At 28.8% G+C, this 22,295-nt stretch carries 18 protein-coding genes; 17 read left to right on the top strand and 1 reads right to left on the bottom strand.

Features of this window, described 5'->3' with window-relative positions; translation table 11 throughout:
• Window positions 1–73 precede the first annotated feature (73 nt).
• From I6E31_02840 to I6E31_02850, 3 genes are all read left to right on the top strand, one after another.
• Window positions 74–724, top strand: coding sequence for a threonylcarbamoyl-AMP synthase (locus I6E31_02840; GenBank protein MCF2638906.1), 651 nt, complete (start codon window positions 74–76; stop codon window positions 722–724).
• Complete coding sequence (locus I6E31_02845) at window positions 724–1,161, top strand: hypothetical protein (GenBank protein ID MCF2638907.1); 438 nt, start codon at window positions 724–726, stop codon at window positions 1,159–1,161. The genes I6E31_02840 and I6E31_02845 overlap by 1 nt, the downstream gene beginning before the upstream one ends.
• A gap of 130 nt (window positions 1,162–1,291) precedes the next feature.
• The gene (locus tag I6E31_02850) at window positions 1,292–1,840 is read left to right on the top strand and encodes a hypothetical protein (protein MCF2638908.1); all 549 of its coding nucleotides are present in this window, start codon (window positions 1,292–1,294) and stop codon (window positions 1,838–1,840) included.
• 42 nt (window positions 1,841–1,882) lie between these two features.
• Here I6E31_02850 and trpS read toward each other — a convergent pair whose 3' ends face one another.
• Window positions 1,883–2,869 (bottom strand): tryptophan--tRNA ligase, encoded by a 987-nt coding sequence (gene trpS / locus I6E31_02855; protein MCF2638909.1) that lies wholly within the window; start codon window positions 2,867–2,869, stop codon window positions 1,883–1,885.
• Between the two features lie 132 nt (window positions 2,870–3,001).
• Between trpS and I6E31_02860 the strand changes: the two genes are divergently transcribed.
• The 14 genes from I6E31_02860 to der all read left to right on the top strand — a co-directional run bounded on the left by I6E31_02860 (window position 3,002) and on the right by der (window position 22,232).
• Window positions 3,002–3,949, top strand: a complete 948-nt coding sequence (locus tag I6E31_02860; GenBank protein MCF2638910.1) for an ROK family protein — start codon at window positions 3,002–3,004, stop codon at window positions 3,947–3,949.
• Window positions 3,950–4,179: 230 nt separating this feature from the next.
• The gene (gene mglB / locus I6E31_02865) at window positions 4,180–5,220 is read left to right on the top strand and encodes a galactose/glucose ABC transporter substrate-binding protein MglB (protein MCF2638911.1); all 1,041 of its coding nucleotides are present in this window, start codon (window positions 4,180–4,182) and stop codon (window positions 5,218–5,220) included.
• A 92-nt stretch (window positions 5,221–5,312) separates the two neighbouring features.
• Window positions 5,313–6,815 carry a galactose/methyl galactoside ABC transporter ATP-binding protein MglA gene (mglA, locus tag I6E31_02870; protein MCF2638912.1) on the top strand — a complete coding sequence of 501 codons (1,503 nt, stop codon included), beginning with the start codon at window positions 5,313–5,315 and terminating at the stop codon, window positions 6,813–6,815.
• A gap of 18 nt (window positions 6,816–6,833) precedes the next feature.
• Window positions 6,834–7,853: a galactose/methyl galactoside ABC transporter permease MglC gene (gene mglC / locus I6E31_02875; GenBank protein ID MCF2638913.1), complete on the top strand. Its 1,020-nt coding sequence runs from the start codon at window positions 6,834–6,836 to the stop codon at window positions 7,851–7,853.
• A gap of 164 nt (window positions 7,854–8,017) precedes the next feature.
• The gene (locus I6E31_02880; GenBank protein ID MCF2638914.1) at window positions 8,018–8,893 is read left to right on the top strand and encodes a helix-turn-helix domain-containing protein; all 876 of its coding nucleotides are present in this window, start codon (window positions 8,018–8,020) and stop codon (window positions 8,891–8,893) included.
• A gap of 63 nt (window positions 8,894–8,956) precedes the next feature.
• On the top strand, window positions 8,957–10,456 hold the full coding sequence (locus I6E31_02885) for an SAM-dependent DNA methyltransferase (GenBank protein MCF2638915.1): 1,500 nt from the start codon (window positions 8,957–8,959) through the stop codon (window positions 10,454–10,456).
• Window positions 10,443–11,558, top strand: a complete 1,116-nt coding sequence (locus I6E31_02890; GenBank protein MCF2638916.1) for a restriction endonuclease subunit S — start codon at window positions 10,443–10,445, stop codon at window positions 11,556–11,558. Before I6E31_02885 ends, I6E31_02890 begins: the two co-directional genes overlap by 14 nt.
• Window positions 11,558–12,652 carry a restriction endonuclease subunit S gene (locus tag I6E31_02895; protein MCF2638917.1) on the top strand — a complete coding sequence of 365 codons (1,095 nt, stop codon included), beginning with the start codon at window positions 11,558–11,560 and terminating at the stop codon, window positions 12,650–12,652. Before I6E31_02890 ends, I6E31_02895 begins: the two co-directional genes overlap by 1 nt.
• A gap of 129 nt (window positions 12,653–12,781) precedes the next feature.
• On the top strand, window positions 12,782–13,774 hold the full coding sequence (locus tag I6E31_02900) for a tyrosine-type recombinase/integrase (protein MCF2638918.1): 993 nt from the start codon (window positions 12,782–12,784) through the stop codon (window positions 13,772–13,774).
• Window positions 13,775–13,823: 49 nt separating this feature from the next.
• A complete protein-coding gene (locus I6E31_02905) occupies window positions 13,824–17,174 on the top strand; it encodes a DEAD/DEAH box helicase family protein (GenBank protein MCF2638919.1) in 3,351 nt (1,116 codons plus the stop codon).
• Window positions 17,175–17,342: 168 nt separating this feature from the next.
• The gene (locus I6E31_02910) at window positions 17,343–18,056 is read left to right on the top strand and encodes a hypothetical protein (protein ID MCF2638920.1); all 714 of its coding nucleotides are present in this window, start codon (window positions 17,343–17,345) and stop codon (window positions 18,054–18,056) included.
• Window positions 18,056–19,021 carry a nucleotidyl transferase AbiEii/AbiGii toxin family protein gene (locus tag I6E31_02915; GenBank protein ID MCF2638921.1) on the top strand — a complete coding sequence of 322 codons (966 nt, stop codon included), beginning with the start codon at window positions 18,056–18,058 and terminating at the stop codon, window positions 19,019–19,021. The genes I6E31_02910 and I6E31_02915 overlap by 1 nt, the downstream gene beginning before the upstream one ends.
• 154 nt (window positions 19,022–19,175) lie before the next feature.
• Complete coding sequence (locus I6E31_02920; protein ID MCF2638922.1) at window positions 19,176–20,885, top strand: YgiQ family radical SAM protein; 1,710 nt, start codon at window positions 19,176–19,178, stop codon at window positions 20,883–20,885.
• 21 nt (window positions 20,886–20,906) lie between these two features.
• Window positions 20,907–22,232, top strand: a complete 1,326-nt coding sequence (gene der / locus I6E31_02925) for a ribosome biogenesis GTPase Der (protein ID MCF2638923.1) — start codon at window positions 20,907–20,909, stop codon at window positions 22,230–22,232.
• The last annotated feature ends 63 nt before the right edge of the window (window positions 22,233–22,295 follow it).

The raw sequence follows: 22,295 nt of genomic DNA on the forward strand, positions 1-22,295 counted from the left end.
AGCTTTTTATTTATATATATGATAAAATTATTAATATTTTAAAAAATAAATTTTATCAGATAAGGTGCTAATCATGGATAAAAAAGAATATAATGCTTTAAATATTAATTATGAAGAGATTGAAAGATATTTGAGAGCAGGAAAATTAATAATCTATCCTACAGATACAGTGTATGGTGTAGGGGGCATTATAGAATCAGAAGAAACTATAGAAAATATATATAAAGCTAAAGAGAGAAATTTTAAATCTCCATTGATAGTATTGGTAAGTGATGTGGAGAAAATAGAGAAAATAGCTTATATAAATGAAAAAAATAGAGAAAAAATAGAAAAGTTAATAAAAAGATTTTGGCCAGGTGGACTTACAATAATTTTAAAAAGAAAAGATAATGTACCTGATATAATGGTTTCAGGAGGGGCAACAGTTGGAGTTAGAATGCCAGAACATGAAATTGCTCTAAATATAATATCAAGAGCTGGAGGAATGTTACCAACAACAAGTGCCAACATTTCAGGAGAGGCTACTCCTAAAAGTTATTTAGAACTTTCTGAAGAGTTTAAAAGTCGGGTAGATATAATAGTTGATGGTGGAGAGTGTCCAATTGGAAGTGCCTCTACTATAATAGATATGAGTGATGAGCCAAAAATATTGAGGCTAGGTGCCATATCAGTTGAAGAGATAGAAAAAGTGATTGGAAAAATTAACGGGGAGGAAAAAAATTAATGAAACCACAAAGAGTAAATCCAAATATGATGAATCCTATGGAGATGAACAACATGTCTGCTATGATGGGTATGATGAACAATCTTCAAAGAATAGGAAAAGGAAAAAGAAAATATAAAGTAACTTTAGATAAAAATAGTAAAAAGTTTTTAGCTAAATTTATGGAAGAGGTTAAAAAACAATTTGCAACAAGTCCATTAGGAGCTCAAGGGCAAAATGTTTCTGATTTCTTTAGCTATGTAAAAGAATTAGCAGATTCTAAAGATCAAACAGAGCTTATGTTAAGCTTTGAAGAGTATGAATTCCTAAAAAGAATGCTTATTGATTCAATAAGAGGAATGGAAGGAATGGAATTCAAATGGTACCAATTTGTAAAAAAAGGTATGATAAAATTAATGACAAAACAATATAGAGAGATATTGAAACAATTTAAATAGTTTGAGAGAGGGAATTATAAATCCCTCTTTTTTCATATTAATAGAAATAAAAATACAATTTGTTTTTTTATTAGGATATGTGATATTATTGAATTAGGGTTAATACAATAATAACTAGGGGTGGTTTTTTATGAAATCTTTAATGAAAAACATATTAGTATTAAATCAGAAAACTCTTTTAATCACTTTTAAAGAGATTGAAAAATCAACAGGGGAAGATTTAGCTTATCTAGTTTCAAATCTAAAAAATTTAGATGAGTTAAATGAAAATATTTTAAAAGAAAATAAAATTGAAGTGGAAGAGCTAAAATTAGAGGTTTTAAAAGTAAAAGAAGTTCTTAGAATAGTTGAGGATTATAGAGATAAAAAAATAGAAAAACCTCAATTATTAAAGGAATTAGAAAATATAAAAAATAAAAAAGTTGAGATAAAAAAAGTTGAAAAAGCTAGAAAAGAAGATTTAGAAGAGATATTTAAAATGTTAAGAAGAGATCTTGTAACAGATAGAGTTCATATAGATATGAATGAATTAGCTGAATTTGAAGAAACTGAAGATGCTTTGATGTTCTGTAATAAAATTCTAGATCCATACTTAGATAGATATTTTAAAGGTGGAAACTATTCTAATGAAGAGAGAGATGAGATGAAAGATAGGATATTTGATATAGTAAGAGGATAGAAAAATCCCCAGATAGCAGGAAAGTTATCTGGGGTTATTTTTTTATCTATAAGCATTACCAATAAGTCCAACAGCCTCTTTAGCTCTCATTACCTTTTCTCTAGCAATAGCTCTAGCTTTTTTAGCTCCTTCATGAAGTACTTCTTCAACATAAGCTCTGTTCTCTACAAGTTTTTCTCTTTTTTCTCTAGCTTCTCCAAAGTATTCTAAGATAGCATTAAGAAGCTCAGTCTTAGCATGTCCATAACCGAAGTTTCCAGCTAGGAATTTTTCCTTTAGTTCATTTTGTTTCTCAATAGAAGCAAAAAGTGCATAGATTTTAGCTATATTGTTATCTGGATTTTTAGGCTCTTCTAGTGGAGTAGAATCTGTAACAATACTCATAACCTGTTTTTTAAGCTCTTTTTTAGAAGCAAACATATTGATAGTATTACCATAAGATTTACTCATTTTTTGTCCGTCAGTTCCAGGAATAACAGCTACTGAATCAAGAATTAGTGGTTCTGGAAGTTTAAATAGATCAACTCTATATTGTTGGTTAAACTTCATTGCAATATCTCTAGTCATCTCAAGATGTTGTTTTTGATCTTTTCCTACTGGAACAACATCTGTATCATAGATTAGAATATCAGATGCCATAAGAATAGGATAAGTCATAAGTCCAGCATTTGGTGAGAATCCTTTAGCAATTTTATCCTTATATGAATGTCCTCTTTCAAGTAATCCTACTGGAGTTACATTTGAAAGAAGCCAAGATAATTCAACATGTTCAGGGATATCTGATTGTAAGAATATTGTAGATTTTTGAGGATCTAAACCTAGTGCAAGATAATCTAAAACAATATTATATGAATTTTCTTTTAAAGCTTTTGGATCAGTTAGAGAAGTTAAAGAATGATAGTCAGCTATGAAATAAAATCCTTCATAATTCCCACTGTTTTGATTTTTAACAAACTGGCTAATAGCACCAAAGTAGTTTCCTAGATGTAGAATACCACTGGGCTGAATACCAGATAAACTTCTTTTCATAGAAAGCCTCCTAAAATATAAATATATCTAACATAGTACCATATCTAAAAAAAAAATTCAATAATACTGATTTTTTTAAAATTGTAGTATAATTAATTATACAGTTCAATAAAAATTATGGAGGGATACAAAATGAATTATTATGCTGGAGTAGATCTAGGAGGAACAAATACTAAAATAGGAATTTTAAATAGAGAGGGGGATATTTTAAAAAGTAGAATAATAAAGACTTTATCAGCAGAGGGAGTAGATAATACTTTAGAGAGAATTTGGAAAACAATACAGGAGTTAGCTCAAGAACTTGATATAAATATAAAAAATATTAAGGGAATTGGGCTTGGAATACCTGGACCAGTGTTAGAACAAAGTATAGTAGCATTTTTTGCTAATTTCCCTTGGGAAAGAAATATCAATATAAAAGAGAAACTGGAAAAACTTACAGGAATTGAAACAAAACTTGATAATGATGCCAATATTATAGCTTTAGGAGAAGCTAAATATGGAGCAGCTAAAGGAAGTAAAAGTAGTGTAACAGTGGCACTAGGAACAGGAATAGGTGGAGGAATCTATATAGATGGTAAATTAGTTTCTGGGGCTAAAGGTGCAGGTGGAGAAGTAGGACACATGAAAATAGTAAAAGATGGAAAACTATGTGGATGTGGACAAAGAGGATGTTTTGAAGCATATGTTTCTGCTACTGGATTAATAAGAGAAGCTGTTTCAAGATTGACAGTAAATAAACAAAATCTTCTTTATAAGATGATAGATGGAGATTTGATGAAACTAGAAGCTAAAGATATTTTTGATGCAGCTAGAGAGGGAGATGCTTTTTCATTAGATTTAGTAGATTATGAAGCAGAGTATTTAGCTTTAGGAATAGCTAATATTTTAAATATAATAAATCCTGAGGTTGTAGTTTTAGGTGGTGGAGTAGCTTTAGCTGGAGATATTCTATTGAATCCATTGAGAGAAAAATTAAGTAAGTATGCTCTACCAGTAACTTTAGAAGAATTGAAAATAGTTCAAGGTGTATTAGGAAATGAAGCTGGGATTAAAGGAGCAGTTGGATTATTTAACTAATTAATTGAAAAGAAAAGAGAAAATCAAGAAAAAAATGGTAAAAATTAAAAACTAAATATCTTTAGTTTAAAAAGTTTTCATAAAAACAAAATAACGGTATTGACAAAGTTGAGATAAAAGATTATATTTATAGTGATAGTATAAAAATAAAATTTTAACTTCGTAAACAAATTATAAAGTTCTAATTTTAAACAGTACACACTATATAAAATCTCAGGAGGTATTTTGGTATGAAGAAAACAAGTTTAATACTAGGAGCATTATTATTAGCAGCAGGACTAACTGGTTGTGGAGATAAAAAAGAAGCTGCTCCAGCAGAAAAAGCAGCAGAAGCACCAAAAGCTGAAAAAAAATTAAACATAGGATTTACAGCTTATAAATATGATGACAACTTTATCGCTCTATACAGAAAAGTTGTATTAGCAGAAGCTGACAAAGTAAAAGATAAAGTTGAGTTATCAATGGTTGACTCTCAAAATGCTCAACAAACTCAAAATGACCAAATAGATGTAATGCTTTCTAAAGGAACAGATGCATTAGCTATTAACTTAGTTGACCCAGCAGCAGGACAAACAGTTATGGAAAAAATTAAAGCTGAAAATGTTCCAGTTGTATTCTACAATAAAAAACCTGCAAAAGAAGTTTTAGATGCTTATGATAAAGCTTACTATGTAGGAATCGACCCTAACGCTCAAGGAATAGCTCAAGGGGAACTTATTATGAAAGCTTGGAAAGCTAACCCTGAATTAGACTTAAATAAAGATGGAAAAATTCAATATGTTATGATTAAAGGAGAACCTGGACATCCAGATGCTGAAGCAAGAACTATCTACTCAGTAAAAACTCTTAACGATAAAGGAATTGAAACTGAAGAACTTCATCTAGACGCTGCTATGTGGGATACTGCAATGGCAAAAGATAAAATGGATGCATGGTTATCAGGACCTAACGGAGATAAAATTGAAGTTGTAATTTGTAACAATGATGGAATGGCTCTAGGAGCTATCGAATCAATGAAAGCTATGGGTAAAAACCTTCCAGTATTTGGAGTTGACGCATTACCAGAAGCTCTTGTAAAAATTGAAGCTGGAGAAATGGCTGGAACAGTTCTTAACGATGCTAATGGACAAGGAAAAGCAACTTGGGATATGGTTGTAAACTTAGCAGGAGGAAAAGCTCCTACTGAAGGAACTGAATGGAAACTTGATGGAAAAGAAATCTTAATTCCTAGTATCGGAATTGACAAAGAAAATGTAGCACAATTCAAATAAGATGAAATTATAAAACATTAAATTAGAGGGGAGATTGTTTTGTAACATCTCCCCTTTAAATAAAGAACGACAGAGTAACAAAAGGAGACACGATGAAAAATTTAGAATATATTCTTGAGATGAACAATATTTCTAAAGAGTTTCCGGGGGTAAAAGCGTTGGATGGGGCTAACTTAAAAGTAAGACCACATTCTGTTCATGCATTAATGGGTGAAAATGGAGCTGGAAAATCTACTTTAATGAAATGTTTGTTTGGAATTTATGAAAAAGATGGTGGAAATATATTATTCGATGGGAAAGAAATAAACTTCCACTCTGCAAAGGAAGCACTTGATAATGGTGTTTCAATGGTTCACCAAGAACTTAACCAAGTTTTACAAAGAAATGTGTTAGATAATATATGGTTGGGAAGATATCCTAAAAAAGGTTTCTTTATAGATGAAAAAAAAATGTATGAGGATACTAAAAAGATATTTGAAGATCTAGAAATAGATGTAGATCCTCGTGCAAAAGTAGCTGACTTAGCAGTTTCTGAAAGACAAATGATAGAGATTGCAAAGGCAGTATCATATAATTCGAAAATAATCGTGATGGACGAACCTACTTCTTCACTTACTGAAAAAGAGGTTGCACATCTGTTTAAAATTATAAATAAATTGAGAGATAAAGGTTGTGGAATTGTATATATTTCACATAAGATGGAAGAGATAAAAGCTATATCAGATGATATCACTATTCTTAGAGATGGAAAATGGATAGCTACAGAATCAGTTGCTAATTTAACAACTGAACAAATTATCAATATGATGGTAGGAAGAGATCTGACAGATCGTTTCCCACCTAAAGATAACCAAGTAAAAGAGTGTATTTTAAAAGTAGAAGGACTTACAGCAGTACAACAACCATCTATTCAAGATGTTAGCTTTGAACTACACAAAGGTGAGATCTTAGGAATAGCAGGACTTGTTGGAGCTAAAAGAACTGATATAGTTGAAACAATATTTGGTATAAGAGAAAAAGCTGAAGGAAAAATTACTCTTAATGGAAAAGAGGTTAAAAATAAAACTCCTAATGAAGCTATAGAAAATGGATTTGCTCTTGTAACAGAGGAACGTAGAGCTACTGGAATTTACAGTATGCTAGATATACTGTTTAACTCTGCAATTTCAAATCTAGATAGTTATAAAAATAATTTTAAACTACTAGATAATAAGAAGATGGCTGAAGATACTCAATGGGTAATTGATAGTATGAGAGTAAAAACACCATCACAAAGCACAAGTATAGGATCACTTTCTGGAGGAAACCAACAAAAAGTTATTATAGGAAGATGGCTTCTAACTGAGCCAGATGTACTTATGCTAGATGAGCCTACAAGAGGAATAGACGTTTTAGCAAAATATGAAATTTATCAATTAATGATAGAACTAGCTAAAAAAGATAAGGGAATTATAATGATCTCTTCTGAAATGCCTGAGCTTTTAGGTGTTACAGATAGAATACTTGTTATGAGTAATGGTAGAGTTGCTGGAATAGTAAAAACATCAGAGACAACTCAAGAAGAGATTATGACTTTATCAGCTAAATATCTATAGGAAAAGGGAGAGTAAAAAATGAATATTCGTAAAAAAGATGGAAGTATAGATTTTAAAAAATTACTAATTCAAAGTGGATTGTATCTTGTACTATTTTTAATGTTGGTATTAATTGTTGCAAAAGAACCTTCATTCTTAAGTATAAGAAACTTTAAAAACATTATTACACAATCATCAGTTAGAGCAATTATAGCTCTTGGAGTTGCAGGACTTATTGTTACTCAAGGTACAGACCTTTCAGCAGGAAGACAAGTTGGACTTGCAGCAGTTATTTCAGCAACACTTCTTCAAGCTAGTACAAATGTTAATAAAGTTCTAGATATTGGAGAATTACCAGTAATAGTTGCTATTTTAGTTGTAACAGTAGTTGGAATGATCATTGGATCTATCAATGGATTAATAGTTGCAAAACTAAATGTTCACCCATTTATTGCTACTTTAGGTATGATGACAATCGTTTATGGAATGAACTCACTATATTATGACTCAGTTGGTAAAGCATCACCTATCTCTGGATTTAGTGAAGCATATAGTAACTTTGCTCAAGGAACTATTGGTTCAGGAAGTTTCTCAATATCATATTTAATTATATATGCTGCAATAGCAACAGTAATTATGTGGGTATTATGGAATAAAACAAAATTTGGTAAAAACGTATTTGCTGTTGGAGGAAACCCAGAAGCAGCTAAAGTATCGGGGGTAAACGTTACAAGAACATTAGTTGGAATTTATGCTCTATCAGGAATCTACTATGCATTTGGAGGATTACTAGAAGCAGGACGTATCGGTTCAGCAACTAACAACCTAGGAAACATGTATGAAATGGACGCAATTGCAGCTTGTGTAATTGGAGGAGTTTCATTCTATGGAGGAGTTGGAAAAATCTCTGGTATCATTACAGGAGTTATCATTCTACAAGTTATCAACTATGGATTAACTTATGTAGGAGTAAGCCCTTACTGGCAATATATCATTAAAGGTATTATAATAGTTGCAGCAGTTGCATTTGACTCTATTAAATATGCTAAGAAAAAATAATTAGGATTAAAAAATAGAATAAAATAAAAAAGTCTGGCTAAATAGTCAGACTTTTTTAATAACGACGATGAAAAATTTATGTTTAAAGTATATAAAAAAATTGTATAATATTCAACAAGAATTGAGACAAAAAAATATAATAAAAACGACATGGAGAATGAAAAATGCAAAATTGTGAGATAAAAACAAATGAAAATAATGAGGAGTTAGTACAGCACGGAGATTATGAGTTTCCTTGTGCTTTATATTTCTCAGATATAGACGTATATACAGCAAGTGAGATAGCATGGCACTGGCATAAGGAGATAGAGATAGTTGTATTATATGAAGGAAGAGTAGCTTTAGAAACAGAAAAGAAAAGTATTGTTTTACAAAAGGGAGATGGAGTATTTATAAACTCAGAGGAGCTACATTACTTTAAAAAAATAGGAGATGAAAAGTGCCTACTTGTATCATATGTTTTTGATAAAAGTTTTGTAGGAGGAGATAAGGGAAGTATTATAGAGAGAAAATACATAGAACCTTTAGTACAAAATAAAACATTGTCTCTTTTTAAATTTTCAAAAGATTTAAGTGAACAGTTGGTAAAAGCTTTTTTTCAATATGAGGAGAAGAGGTTTGGAAGTGAAGTAATTATAAGAAATATTTTAAGTTTAGTTTTATTGGAGATAATAGTTGAGAATAAAGAGAAATTAATAGAAACAAAGACATATAAAAACTTAGATAGCCAGAGGATAAAAGGGATGTTAGATTTTATTCAAAAAAATTACTCTAATGAACTTACTTTGAAGGAGATAGGAGAGTCAGTATTTATAGGAGAAAGGGAGACATTGAGATGTTTTGCTAGAACAATAGGAATCTCACCAATAGAGTATTTAAAAAAGTATAGGGTAACTGTGGCAGCTAATCTTCTTACAACGACAGAATTGCCTGTTACAGAGATTTGTATACAGTGTGGCTTTAATAGTCCTAGCTACTTTTCAAAATCCTTTCAAAAGGTATTTGGTGTGACTCCAAGAGTGTATAGAAAGGATAGATAGAAGATATTAAAATTTATTAAAAAAGATGATATAATTAGATAAAAAATAGAAAAGGTGAGAAAGATGATAACTGGAGAGATTAAAAATAAAGTAGATAAGATGTGGGAATACTTTTGGACAGGAGGTTTAACAAACCCTGTTGATGTAATTGAGCAATTAACATATCTTATCTTTATGAAAAGATTGGACCAAGAGGAGATAAAAAAAGAGAGAGAAGAGAGAGAATTAAGTGTTCTTTTTGGAAATATGGATATTAAATATGTTTTTGATGAGGAACATCAAGATATTAGATGGAGTAGACTTATTCAGTTGGGATCACCAAAAGAGTTATTTGAAAAGGTGAGAACAGAGGCTTTTGAATTTATAAAGGAACTAGATGATAATAAAGAGAGTATTTTTTCACAATATATGAAAAATGCTATTTTTAAAGTGCCAACACCAGCAGTTTTACAAAATACTATGGACACAATAGAGGAGATATTTAATATGCCTCAAATGACAGAGGATAAAGATACAAAGGGGGATCTATATGAGTATCTTCTTTCTAAACTTTCAACATCAGGAACAAATGGACAGTTTAGAACTCCTAAACATATAATAAATATGATGGTTGAGCTTATGAAACCAACAACAGATGATATAATAATTGATCCTGCATGTGGGACATCGGGGTTTCTAGTAAGCTCAATAGAGTATATTAAGAGAAATTACAAAGAGGAGTTAGCAACAGATGATAAAATCTATGAGCATTTTACAAATAATATGATACATGGAAATGATACAGATGCTACAATGCTTGGAATCTCTGCAATGAATTTAATGCTACATGATATAACATCACCTAAATTAACAAGAATTGACTCTCTATCAACAGAGTATACTGAAGAGGATAAATATTCTCTAGTTCTAGCCAATCCACCATTTAAAGGAAGTGTAGATGCTGAGCTACTATCAAATACTCTTACACGTGTGGTAAAAACTAAGAAAACAGAACTTCTTTTTATAGCTCTATTTTTAAGAATGTTAAAAATAGGAGGGCGTGGAGCAGTAATTGTTCCTGACGGGGTACTATTTGGTTCATCAAATGCACATAAAAATTTAAGAAAAGAGTTAATTGAAAACAACCAATTAGAAGCAGTTATCTCAATGCCAAGTGGAGTGTTTAAACCTTATGCAGGGGTTTCAACAGGGATACTTATTTTTACAAAAACAGGTAATGGAGGAACTGATAAAGTATGGTTCTATGATATGACAGCCGATGGTTACTCATTAGATGATAAGAGAAACCCAGTAGAAGAGAATGATATTCCAGATATTATTGAGAGATTTGGGAATTTAGAAAGAGAGATAGATAGAAAGAGAACTGAAAAATCTTTCTTTGTTCCTAAAGAGGAGATTGTAAATAATGATTATGATCTTTCAATTAATAAATATAAAGAGATTGTATATGAGAAAGTTGAGTATGATCCACCAGAAGTTATTATTGCTCGTATAGAGGAGCTATCAAAATCAATAGCTAAAAATATGGAAGAATTAAAAGTGATGTTAAATGAAGATATATAGTGAAGAATTAAAAAAAATAAAATTAATAGATGTTTTTGAAATAGTTCTTTCTGGAGAATGGGGAGAAGAAAATTTAGAAGATAATGAGAATACGGCCTATATAATTAGAACTACTAATTTTTTAAATGATGGAACTCTTGATGTAGAAAATAGAGAATTAGTTAAAAGAAAGATATCAAGGGAAAAAATAGATGAAAAACATTTAAAAAGAGGAGATATCATTATAGAAAAATCAGGAGGAAGTCCTAATCAACCAGTAGGAAGAGTAGTATATTTTGATATTGAGTCAGAAAAAAACTTTTTATGTAATAATTTTACTTCAATTTTAAGAGTAAAAGAGGGAATAGAACCCAAATATATATTTTATTTTTTAAAAGATTGTTATAAAAAAAGAATAGTATTAAAGTATCAAAATAAAACAACAGGTATAATTAATTTAAAATTACAAGACTATTTAAAAAATACAGAAATTCAATTACCAAATATAGAAATACAGAAGAAAATAGTAGAAATTTTAGATAAAGCTTTTTTAATAAATTCTTTATTAATTGAGAAAGAGAGAAGGATATCAGAATTAAATAAATGTCTATTTAGCTTTGCCACAAAAAGAGCTCGAAAGCTACTATTGAATGAAGTTGCAGATATAACTATGGGACAATCTCCTGATTCAAAATATTATAATACCTTAAAAGAAGGGTTACCATTTTTTCAAGGAAAAACAGAATTTGGAGAAAATTATATAAAAGAAATAAAATATTATTGTAGTTGCCCTTTAAAAATAGCAGAAGAAAATAGTATCTTAATGTCTGTAAGAGCACCTGTAGGAACAGTAAATATAAGTAAAGTAAGATGTTGTATAGGAAGAGGATTAGCTGCTATTATACCTAAAAAAATTGAAATGTTATATTTATTTTTTGCTTTAAAAAATCTTGAAAAAGAAATTGAGAGAAAAGGAGTAGGAAGTACTTTTAAAGCTATAACAAAAAAGGATATAGAGAAAATAGAAATTCCAATAATAGAAATCAAGGAGCAAGTTGATTTTGTAAATAGGATATTAAAAATAGAAAAATCAAAATTTGAACTTTTTAGAGGTGTCGCTTAATGAAAATAGTGAGATTAGAAGATGTATGCACTACAACAACATCAAATTTAACACTGAAAGAATTAGATAAAAATAATGGTGCCTATCCAGTATATGGAGCTAGTGGCTTAATAAAATACATAGATTTTTATAATCAAGATAAAGAGTATATTGGAATAGTAAAAGATGGAGCAGGAATAGGGAGAGTAATGCTTTTACCTAAAAATTCTTCTATTTTAGGAACTATGCAGTATATTTTTCCGAATGAAAATATAGATATAAAATATTTATACTTTAATCTCATAAAAATGAATTTAAAAAAATATTACTCAGGATCAACAATACCTCATATTTATTTTAAAGATTATAAAAAAGAAAAAATAAAGTTGTATAGTTTTGAAAAACAAAAGAAAATTGCAAAAATATTAGAAAATATATCTAATATTATAGAAAAAAAGAAACAAAAATTACAAGAATATGAGCTTTTAAGTAAATGTCTATTTATAAAAATGTTTAAAGAAAATTATGATAAAAAAAATTGGGAAAATTTTTCTTTAGAAGAAATAGTAGAAATTTGTTCAAGTAAAAGAGTTTTTTTAGATCAAATAGTTATGGAAGGAATTGATTTCTACAGGGGAACAGAAATAGGACTATTAAGTGAAGGGAAAAAAATTGAACCAAAATTATTTATTACAAAAGAACATTATGAAAATTTAATAGCAGAAACAGGAAAACCTAAAATAGGGGATTTATTATTACCTTCAATATGTAATGATGGGAAAATATGGTATGTAAATACAGAAAAACCATTTTATTTTAAAGATGGAAGAGTTTTATGGATTAAAGAAAGCGATAAAGTAAAGGGTAAATTTTTACAATATTTTTTAAGAAATGAATTTTTGATGAACTACAAAAAAATAGCATCAGGGACAACATTTTCAGAATTGAAAATTTTTTCTTTAAAAAAAATAAAAGTAAAGTTGCCACCAATAGAATTACAAAATCAATTTGCTGAAAGAGTAAAATTAATAGAAAAATCAAAATTTGAAATACAAAAATCAATAGAAGAAACACAAAAGCTTTTTGATAGTCTTATGGAAAAATATTTTGGATAGCCCCCTTTAAAATCAAAATTTTTACCTCTAAATTTTCTAAAAGCACAGGATTTAAGAATATTTAAAGTTGAATTATAAAAAATAAGATGCTAGAATCAGTGTAACTAATTAAATATATGGAGGGTTAATATGGTAGATACACTGATTTTAGAAATTAAACAGGATATGGCATCAATTTTAACTAATGGACAGTTAGAAAAATTAAATAGTGTCCTTGTTCATTATCTTTATAATCTTGAGATTACAAGAAAAGATGGGGTAGAAGAGGATAAAATAGAGAGAAATGAGGAGCTATTAAGTAGTTTTTTATCAGCTAAGCATGTAGAAGGTTGCTCAAAAAAATCTTTAGTATATTACAATGCAACTATAAAAAATATGTTGAAAAAATTGAATAAATCAATAAAACATATAACAACTAACGATTTGAGAGAGTATTTAGATAACTATCAAAAAGAGGGGAAAATTGGAAAGGTAACTATTGATAATATTAGAAGAATACTATCAAGTTTCTTCTCATGGTTAGAAGAGGAAGATTATATTTTAAAAAGTCCAGTTAGAAGAATTCATAAGGTAAAAACAGGTACAGTTGTCAAAGAGACATATAGTGATGAAGCTATGGAGATAATGAGGGATAGTTGTAAATCTTTAAGGGATTTAGCTATTATTGATATGCTCTCATCAACTGGAATGAGAGTTGGAGAATTAGTAAAATTAAATAGAGAAGATATTGACTTTGAAGGGAGAGAGTGTGTAGTTTTTGGAAAGGGAGATAAGGAGAGAAGGGTATATTTTGATGCAAGAACTAAGATACATCTATTAAATTATCTTAGAAGTAGAGAGGATAATGAATCGGCTCTTTTTGTATCCCTTTTAAAACCTCATAGAAGATTGCAAATAAGTGGTGTGGAGATAATGTTGAGACAGCTAGGGAAAAGATTGAATATTACAAAGGTACACCCACACAAATTTAGAAGAACTTTAGCTACTAAAGCTATTGATAAAGGTATGCCTATAGAGCAAGTTCAACAACTTTTAGGACATCAAAAGATAGATACTACTTTGCAATATGCTATGGTTAATCAAAATAATGTGAAGATATCTCATAGAAAATATATTGGATAATCTTTCTTTCAAAGAAATATCTTTAAAGTTAAAAATGGAGGTTTTATTTATGGGGAACTTTGATTTTTTAAAAAATAACTTTAAAGGTTTATATGAAGAGTGTAGAGAGGCAGAGGAAAATTGTTATATCAAACCTAGAACAAGTGTTTTTTATTCAAGAAGGGCACTTGAATTTTGTGTTGCCTTGATTTTTAAATTTGAGAAGATAGTAAAACCATATGGAGATCAGTTAAAAGATCTATTAAATAATTTTAAATTCAGAGAAATATTTGAAGATCCTAAACAGATAGATACATTGCACTTTATAAGAAAAATAGGAAATATGGCTGTACATGAAAACAGGATAATAGATTATGATATAGCACTTCAATGTGTAAAAATATTGTATGATTTAGCAGTATGGATAGATTATTGTTATGGTTCTCTTGAAGATGATAAGATTAAGTTTAATGAGGAGCTTATACCTAAAGGGAAGATTTTTAATGAGGAAAAAGTTGTTCTTTCTTATGAGAATAATTCTGTAGAAAATAGTGTTGAAAAAATTAAAGAGGTTCCAACTAAAAAACATACTATTCCAGTAACTCAAAAAACTACTTCTGAAAAAGAAACAAGAATAAAGTATATTGATGTTATGTTGAAAAAAGCTGGTTGGAAATTAGAGGATAAAAATGTAAGAGAGTATCCAGTAGAAGGAATTAGTAGCAAAACAGGAGCAGGAAAAGTTGATTATGTTTTGTGGGGAGATGATGGAACTCCTTTAGCAGTGATAGAGGCTAAGAAAACTGCTCGTGATCCTAGAGAAGGAAGAGAGCAAGTACAACAGTATGCTGAAGCTATAGAGAAAAAATTTAATTTTTATCCAGTGAGATTTTGTACAAATGGTTTTGAAACATATATTTACGATGATAAAGAAGCAGTAGAAAGAAAAATATATGGGTTCTATAGAAAAGAAGAGTTAATTAGAATTATAAGCAGAAGAAAGAACAAGATAGATGAAAAGGTATTATTAGAAGCAATAGATAATAATATAGCTGGTAGACCTTATCAAAGAAGAGCAATAACTAAGGTTTTGGAAAATTATAATAATGGAAATAGAAAATCACTATTAGTTATGGCTACAGGATCTGGAAAAACTAGGGTATCAGCATCAATAGTAAATACATTATCTAATCTAAACCTAATAAATAGAACACTATTTTTAGCTGATAGAGTGGCATTGGTTAAACAAGCTATGAATAATTTTAAAATTTATCTTCCAAATTTTACTTTGTGTAATTTAGTTGAAGAGAAAAATAGAGATAATGTTAAGGTATTATTTTCTACTTATCAAACTATGGCAGTAGAGGCTGAGAAATTAAGAGAGGATGGAACAAATAAATATGGTATAGGAGCTTTTGATCTTATAATTGTTGATGAGGCTCATAGAAGTGTTTATCAAAAATATGGAGATCTTTTTGAATATTTTGATAGTTTGTTGTTGGGATTAACAGCTACTCCAAAAGAAGAGATTGATAGAAATACCTTTAGTGTATTTGGTATGAGTTCAAAGGAGCCTACAGATTCATATGATCTTTTTGAAGCAGCAGATAAAGGATATTTAGTATTACCTAAAATAAAGGAGATAAAATTAAATTATCCAGAGAATGGAATAGTTTATAATAATCTTTCAGAGGAAGATAAAGAAAAATATGAGAGTCTTTTTGATGAAGATGAAATTATGTTAGATGCTATAGATGGAGATAGTATAAATAGATGGTTTTTTAATGAGGGAACTACAAGAGAAGTTATTAGAAAACTGATGGAAGAGGGGTATAAGATAGATGGTGGAGATAAATTAGGAAAAACGATAATCTTTGCTAGAAATGATAGACATGCAGATCATATAGTAAAAGTTTTCAATGAGATGTATAGAAAAAATGGGGATTTTTGTCAAAAAATAACTACAAAGGTAGAGTATGCTCAAAATCTTATAGAGAGATTTAGTGACCCTAAAGATATGCCACAAATAGCTGTATCTGTTGATATGTTAGATACAGGAATAGATATTCCAGAGATTTTAAATCTTGTATTTTATAAAAAGGTGAGATCAAAGGCTAAATTTTGGCAGATGATAGGTAGAGGAACAAGAAAATGTAAAGATATTTTTGGAGCAGGAGAGGACAAGGAAGATTTTTTAATTTTTGACTTTTGTAATAACTTCTCTTATTTTGAGATGCAAGATAATTTTGAAGAGGTAAAGGGAAAATTAACTGAAAATTTAACAAGTAAAATATTTTCTAAAAAAGTTAAATTGATATATAAATTGCAGGATTTAGAGTATCAAGCAGATGAAAAATATGTGCAATTAAGAGAGAAATTAATTGATTCTGTCTATGAAAATATAGAGTCACTAAATGAGGAAAATATATCTGTAAAAATAAAAATTGGATATGTAAAAATGTATAAGGATAAAAATAAATTGTATAATTTAAGTGAAAAAGATGTAGAGGATATAGTTGATAATCTTAAAAATTTACCTTTTGAAATAGTAAGTGGTGGAGAAAAGGAAAAGAGATTTGAAAATCTTATACTAGAGACTCAATTGAAGTTAACAGAAGAAAAAAATATAGCAGGAGAAAAAGAAAAAATACAAGAGGTAGCCAAAGAGTTAAAGAGTAAGGGAACAATAAAACATATTCAAAATAATAGTCAAGAGATTTTAAAAATAGTTAAAGATAAAAACTATATGGAAAATCTTGATATTTTAGAACTAGAGGAGATAAAAGAAAAGATAAAACCTCTTACTGTATATCTTGACCAAGAACAAGTAAAAAAAATAAAAGAGATTGATTTTAATGATAGCATAATTAGTGTTGAAGAGAAAGAGATAAATTATATGAAATATGATACATATGATTTAAAAAGAAAATTTCAAGAGTATTTAGAAGAGAATAAAGAGATGTTAGCAATAAAAAAATTGAGATTCAATCAACCTCTTGATGCAGAAGATATTAAACAACTTCAACAACTTCTCTATGGAAATGAGGAGATAGATTTTTTAGAGATAAAAAAAGAGTATGCTGATAAATTGGAAGAGATAAAGGAAAAATATAAGATAGAAAATCCTTTAGGAATATTTTTAAGATCAATAGTTGGATTGGATCAAGAAGCATTAAATAAGGAGTTTGCTAATTTTTTAGATAGAGAAAAATTTAATGGAAATCAGATTGAATTGATAGAGCTGATAATAAAGAACTTTATGAAAAATGGTTTCTATGATAAAAATGAACTTCCAAAAATTTCAGATAGAATATTTGGAAAGACTTTAACAAAAATTTTCCCTAAATTTGATGATTTAATTAAAATATCCACTATAATAGATAAAATTAATAGTACAGGTATTTTAAATAAAAAGATGTAGAAATATAAATGTCAAAATAAATGTAAAAAAAACTAAAAGATTTTTAATAATAATGATATAATATATTAAGATATTATAAAAGATATAGTCGAAATAAATGTAAAAAAAACTTTTTAGAAAGGAGGAGTATGGTATAAGTTTTATATTTATATCATACAAGGAAGAAATATGAATAATATTACAATAGATATAAAAAATATTTTATATAATCAAAAGAATAGAATTTTAGATACTAAGGTATTTTTTTCTAATGATTTAAATTATGCTCTTTTTAAAAGATTAGAAAGAATGGTTAAAAAAGGAGAATTAAAAAGAGCTGAAAAAGGATTATACTATCTTCCTCAAAAAACTATTTTTGGAGAGCTTCCACTTTCTATAAAAGACTTTATACAAAAATATATTTATGTTGGAGAAAAAAGGGTAGGATATATTACTGGAATAAATCTTTTTAATAAATATGGGTTAACTACACAGCTTTCTAATACCATTGAAATCGCAACAAATGTAAGAAAGAATCCTAGAGAATATGAAGGGATAAAGATAAAGTTTATTCAAAATAAAGCTCCAATAATAGAAGAAAATATAAAATATTTAGAAATCTTAGATATATTAAAAAATTTAAAAAATATACCTGATTCAGATATAAAGGAAAGTTATGATTTAATGAAAAATATTATTTTAAAATTATCCTATGAAGAGATTAGTTTTCTTCTTGATTTAGCTGAAAAATATTATACAGCAGTTATATTAGCTTTACTTGGAAGTATGGTAGAAGAGAAAAATATATTAAGAGTAGAAAAAATAAGAGAAAACTTAAATAAAACAACGACTTTTAAATTAAATTTAAAATTAAAAAATGGGAAAGAGTGGAGGATTAGTTAGTGATATTACATAAAAATTTAGAAAATTTTAAAGTTTTAATATCTCTTACGGCGAAAGATATGGGGATTTTAGAATTTTACATAGAAAAGGATTATTGGGTAACCTATATTCTAAAAAAATTAAGCAGTAGTTTTTTTAAAGATGAAGTTGTATTTAAAGGTGGAACCTCCCTTTCAAAAGGATATAATGCTATTAATAGATTCTCTGAAGATATAGATTTACAGCTTACTAATTCAACTTTAGGAGATAATCAAAAGAAAAAATTGTTAAAAAGCATAGAAGAAACAATAACAGAAGGAATGATTTATCTTCCAAAACACCCAAGAGAATCTAAAAGAGGAAATATAAGAAAAACAATATATCAATACCCAATTCAAATAAATGAACAAGATAAAGGACAAGTTAGTGATGTTATAGTTTTAGAAATTAACTCTTTATCCACACCTGAACCAACAGAAACTTTAGAGATAGAAAGCTATATAGCAAAATATTTAAGAAAAATTGGAAAAGAAGAATTTATATCTCAGTTTGAATTAGAAAGTTTTAAAATTAATGTCCTATCTGTAAAAAGGACTTTCATAGAAAAGTTATTTGCAGTATTGGATTATACTTTTGAAGAAAACGCTGAGGTAGAACTTGGAAATAAAATAAGGCATCTTTATGATTTACATAAGCTTTATCAACTTGATGAGATTAAAGAATTTTTAAAAACTGAAGCTTCTTATAAAATGGCTTCTAAAGTAGTAATTCAAAATGATTTCTTTGGAAAAAGAAAGGATACTATCTATAGAAACTCTTTCTTATTTGATGATTTTGAAAGAATTAACAAAATAGAAAAGATATATAATACAAAATTTAAAAATATGGTTTTTGGAAATTTTCCTAACTTTGAAGATTTAAAAGATACTTTAAAACTCTTACTACATTTTATTAAAAACTGGGAAAATGAATATAGAATAAAATAAAAAACTAAAAATCCCAAATTTATAAACTTTTGGGATTTTTTAGTGGTATAACTTTTTTAATAATTGAAATTAAAGGTACATTTTTTAAATTTTATTCGAAAAAAATTAGATTATGTGTTAAAATAAAGGGAAGTCTAAAAATAACAGGTGATAAATTATGTTTTTACCTACAACGATGGAAGAGGTAAAGAAATTAGGATGGAACTACTTAGATATTATTTTAATATCAGGGGATACATATATAGATTCTTCATATAATGGAACAGCATTAATAGGAAAATGGTTGTATAAACATGGTTTTAAAGTTGGAGTTATAGCTCAACCAGATATTAATAGTGATGTTGATATAAAAAGATTGGGAGAACCAAAACTTTATTGGGCTGTATCTGCTGGTTGTGTAGATTCTATGGTGGCAAACTACACAGCAACTAAGAAGAAGAGAAGAAGTGACGATTTTACTCCAAGTGGAGAGAACACAAAGAGACCAGATAGAGCCTCAATAGCTTATACAAATCTTATTAAGAGATATTTTAAAAATAGTGAAGTGCCAATAGTTTTAGGTGGGATTGAAGCTAGTCTTAGAAGAATAACTCACTATGATTATTGGAGTAATAATCTGAGACGTCCTCTTATTTTTGATGCTAAAGCAGATATTTTATCCTATGGAATGGGTGAAAAATCTATGCTAGAATTAGCTAGAGCAATTAGAGATAAAAAGGATTGGAGAGATATAAGAGGTTTAAGTTATATATCTAAAGAGGCTAAAGAAGGGTATTTAGAACTTCCTTCATATGAAAATTGTGTAAAAGATAAGAAGGAGTTTATAAAAGCTTTTGAAACTTTCTATCATAATTGTGATTCAATTTTAGCTAAAGGATTGTATCAAAAGTGTGGAGATAGATATCTTATTCAAAATCCACCTAGTGAAAATTTTTCAAGTAGAGAGTTAGATGCTATCTATTCAATGGATTTTGAAAGAGATGTACACCCATATTACAAGAAAATGGGAGAAGTAAGAGCTTTAGATACAATAAAAACATCTGTAACAACTCATAGAGGTTGTTATGGAGAATGTAACTTCTGTGCAATAGCTATTCATCAAGGAAGAACAGTGATTTCAAGAACAGAGGATTCAATAGTAGATGAAGTTAAAGAGATTACTAAGATGAAGAAGTTTAAAGGGAATATAGCTGATGTAGGTGGACCTACAGCTAATATGTATCAAGTTGAATGTAAGAAAAAGTTAAAATTTGGAGCTTGTCAAGATAGAAGATGTCTTTATCCACAAAAGTGTCCAGCTTTAAAAATAGATCATAGTAAGCAGATAGATCTTTTAAAAAGATTGAAAGGAATAGATAAAATAAAAAAAATATTTATTGCATCTGGAATAAGATATGATATGATTTTAGATGATAAAAAATGTGGTCAGATGTATATGGAGGAGATTATAAAAGATCATGTATCAGGACAGATGAAAATCGCTCCAGAACATACTGAGGATAAGGTTCTTTCACTTATGGGAAAACAGGGGAAAGCACCATTAAAAGAGTTTAAAGAAAAATTCTATCAAATTAATAAAAAGCTTGGAAAAAAACAGTTTTTAACTTATTATTTAATAGCTGCACATCCTGGATGCAATGAAAAGGATATGCTTGATCTGAAAAGATTTGCATCAGCAGAGTTGAGAGTTAACCCAGAGCAGGTACAAATATTTACACCTACTCCTTCAACATATTCTACTTTGATGTATTATACAGAGATGGATCCTTTTACAGGTAAGAAACTTTTTGTAGAAAAGGATAATGGAAAGAAACAAAAACAAAAGGATATCTTAATTCCGAGAGAAAATAATAAGAGAAGATAAATTTTAATAGGGAGGTAAAAAATGAAGCCTATTGTTGCAATAGTTGGAAGACCAAATGTTGGAAAATCAACACTTTTTAACAATCTAGTAGGGGACAGAGTTGCTATCGTTGACGATATGCCAGGTGTTACTAGAGACAGACTTTATAGAGAAACAGAATGGAATGGAACAGAATTTGTAATTGTTGATACAGGTGGACTTGAGCCAAGAAACAACGATTTTATGATGACTAAAATAAAAGAACAAGCTGAAGTTGCTATGAATGAAGCAGATGTTATTCTTTTTGTAGTTGATGGAAAAGCAGGGGTAAACCCATTAGATGAAGAGATTGCATACATTCTTAGAAAGAAACAAAAACCTATCATTCTTTGTGTAAACAAGATTGATAACTTTGTTGAACAACAAGATGATGTATATGATTTCTGGGGACTTGGATTTGAAAATCTAGTTCCTATTTCAGGGGGACACAAGGTAAACCTTGGAGACTTACTTGATTTAGTAACAGAGATGATAGAAAAAATTGAACTTCCAGAAGAGGAAGAGGACACATTAAAACTTGCTATTATAGGAAAACCTAATGCTGGAAAATCATCTCTTGTAAATAGATTGTCAGGAGAGGAAAGAACAATAGTAAGTGATATAGCTGGAACAACAAGAGATGCTATAGATACAGTTGTTCAATACAATGATAAAAAATATATGATAATAGATACTGCAGGTATTAGAAGAAAATCAAAGGTTGAGGAAAGCCTAGAGTACTATTCAGTATTGAGAGCTATAAAAACAATCAAAAGAGCAGATGTATGTATACTTATGCTTGATGGTAAAGAGGGGCTTACAGAGCAAGATAAGAGAATTGCAGGAATTGCAGCTGAAGAGTTAAAACCGATAGTAGTTGTAGTAAATAAATGGGACTTAGTAGACAAAAATAAGGTTACTATGAAGAGTATGAGAGAGGAGCTATATGCTGAATTACCATTCCTTTCATATGCACCTATTGAGTTTGTATCAGCACTTACTGGACAAAGAACTACAAAAATTCTTGAAATTTCAGATACAATCTATGAAGAGTATACTAAGAGAATTTCAACTGGATTATTAAATACAGTATTAAAAGAAGCTGTATTGATGAATAACCCACCTACAAGAAAAGGTAGAGTAGTAAAAATCAACTATGCTACACAAGTATCAGTTGCTCCACCTAGATTTGTGTTATTCTGTAACTATCCAGAGTTAATTCATTTCTCATATGCTAGATATATTGAAAATAAGTTTAGAGAATCATTTGGATTTGAAGGTTCACCAATTCTTATTAGCTTTGAGAAGAAAAACGCAGAGAAAGAGTAAAAAAGAGAAAAGCTATTGTAAATTAATGAGTTATGTATTAATTTACATAGCTTTTTTTATGAT

The sequence above is a fragment of the Fusobacterium varium genome, assembly GCA_021531615.1.
GTDB lineage: Bacteria > Fusobacteriota > Fusobacteriia > Fusobacteriales > Fusobacteriaceae > Fusobacterium_A > Fusobacterium_A varium_C.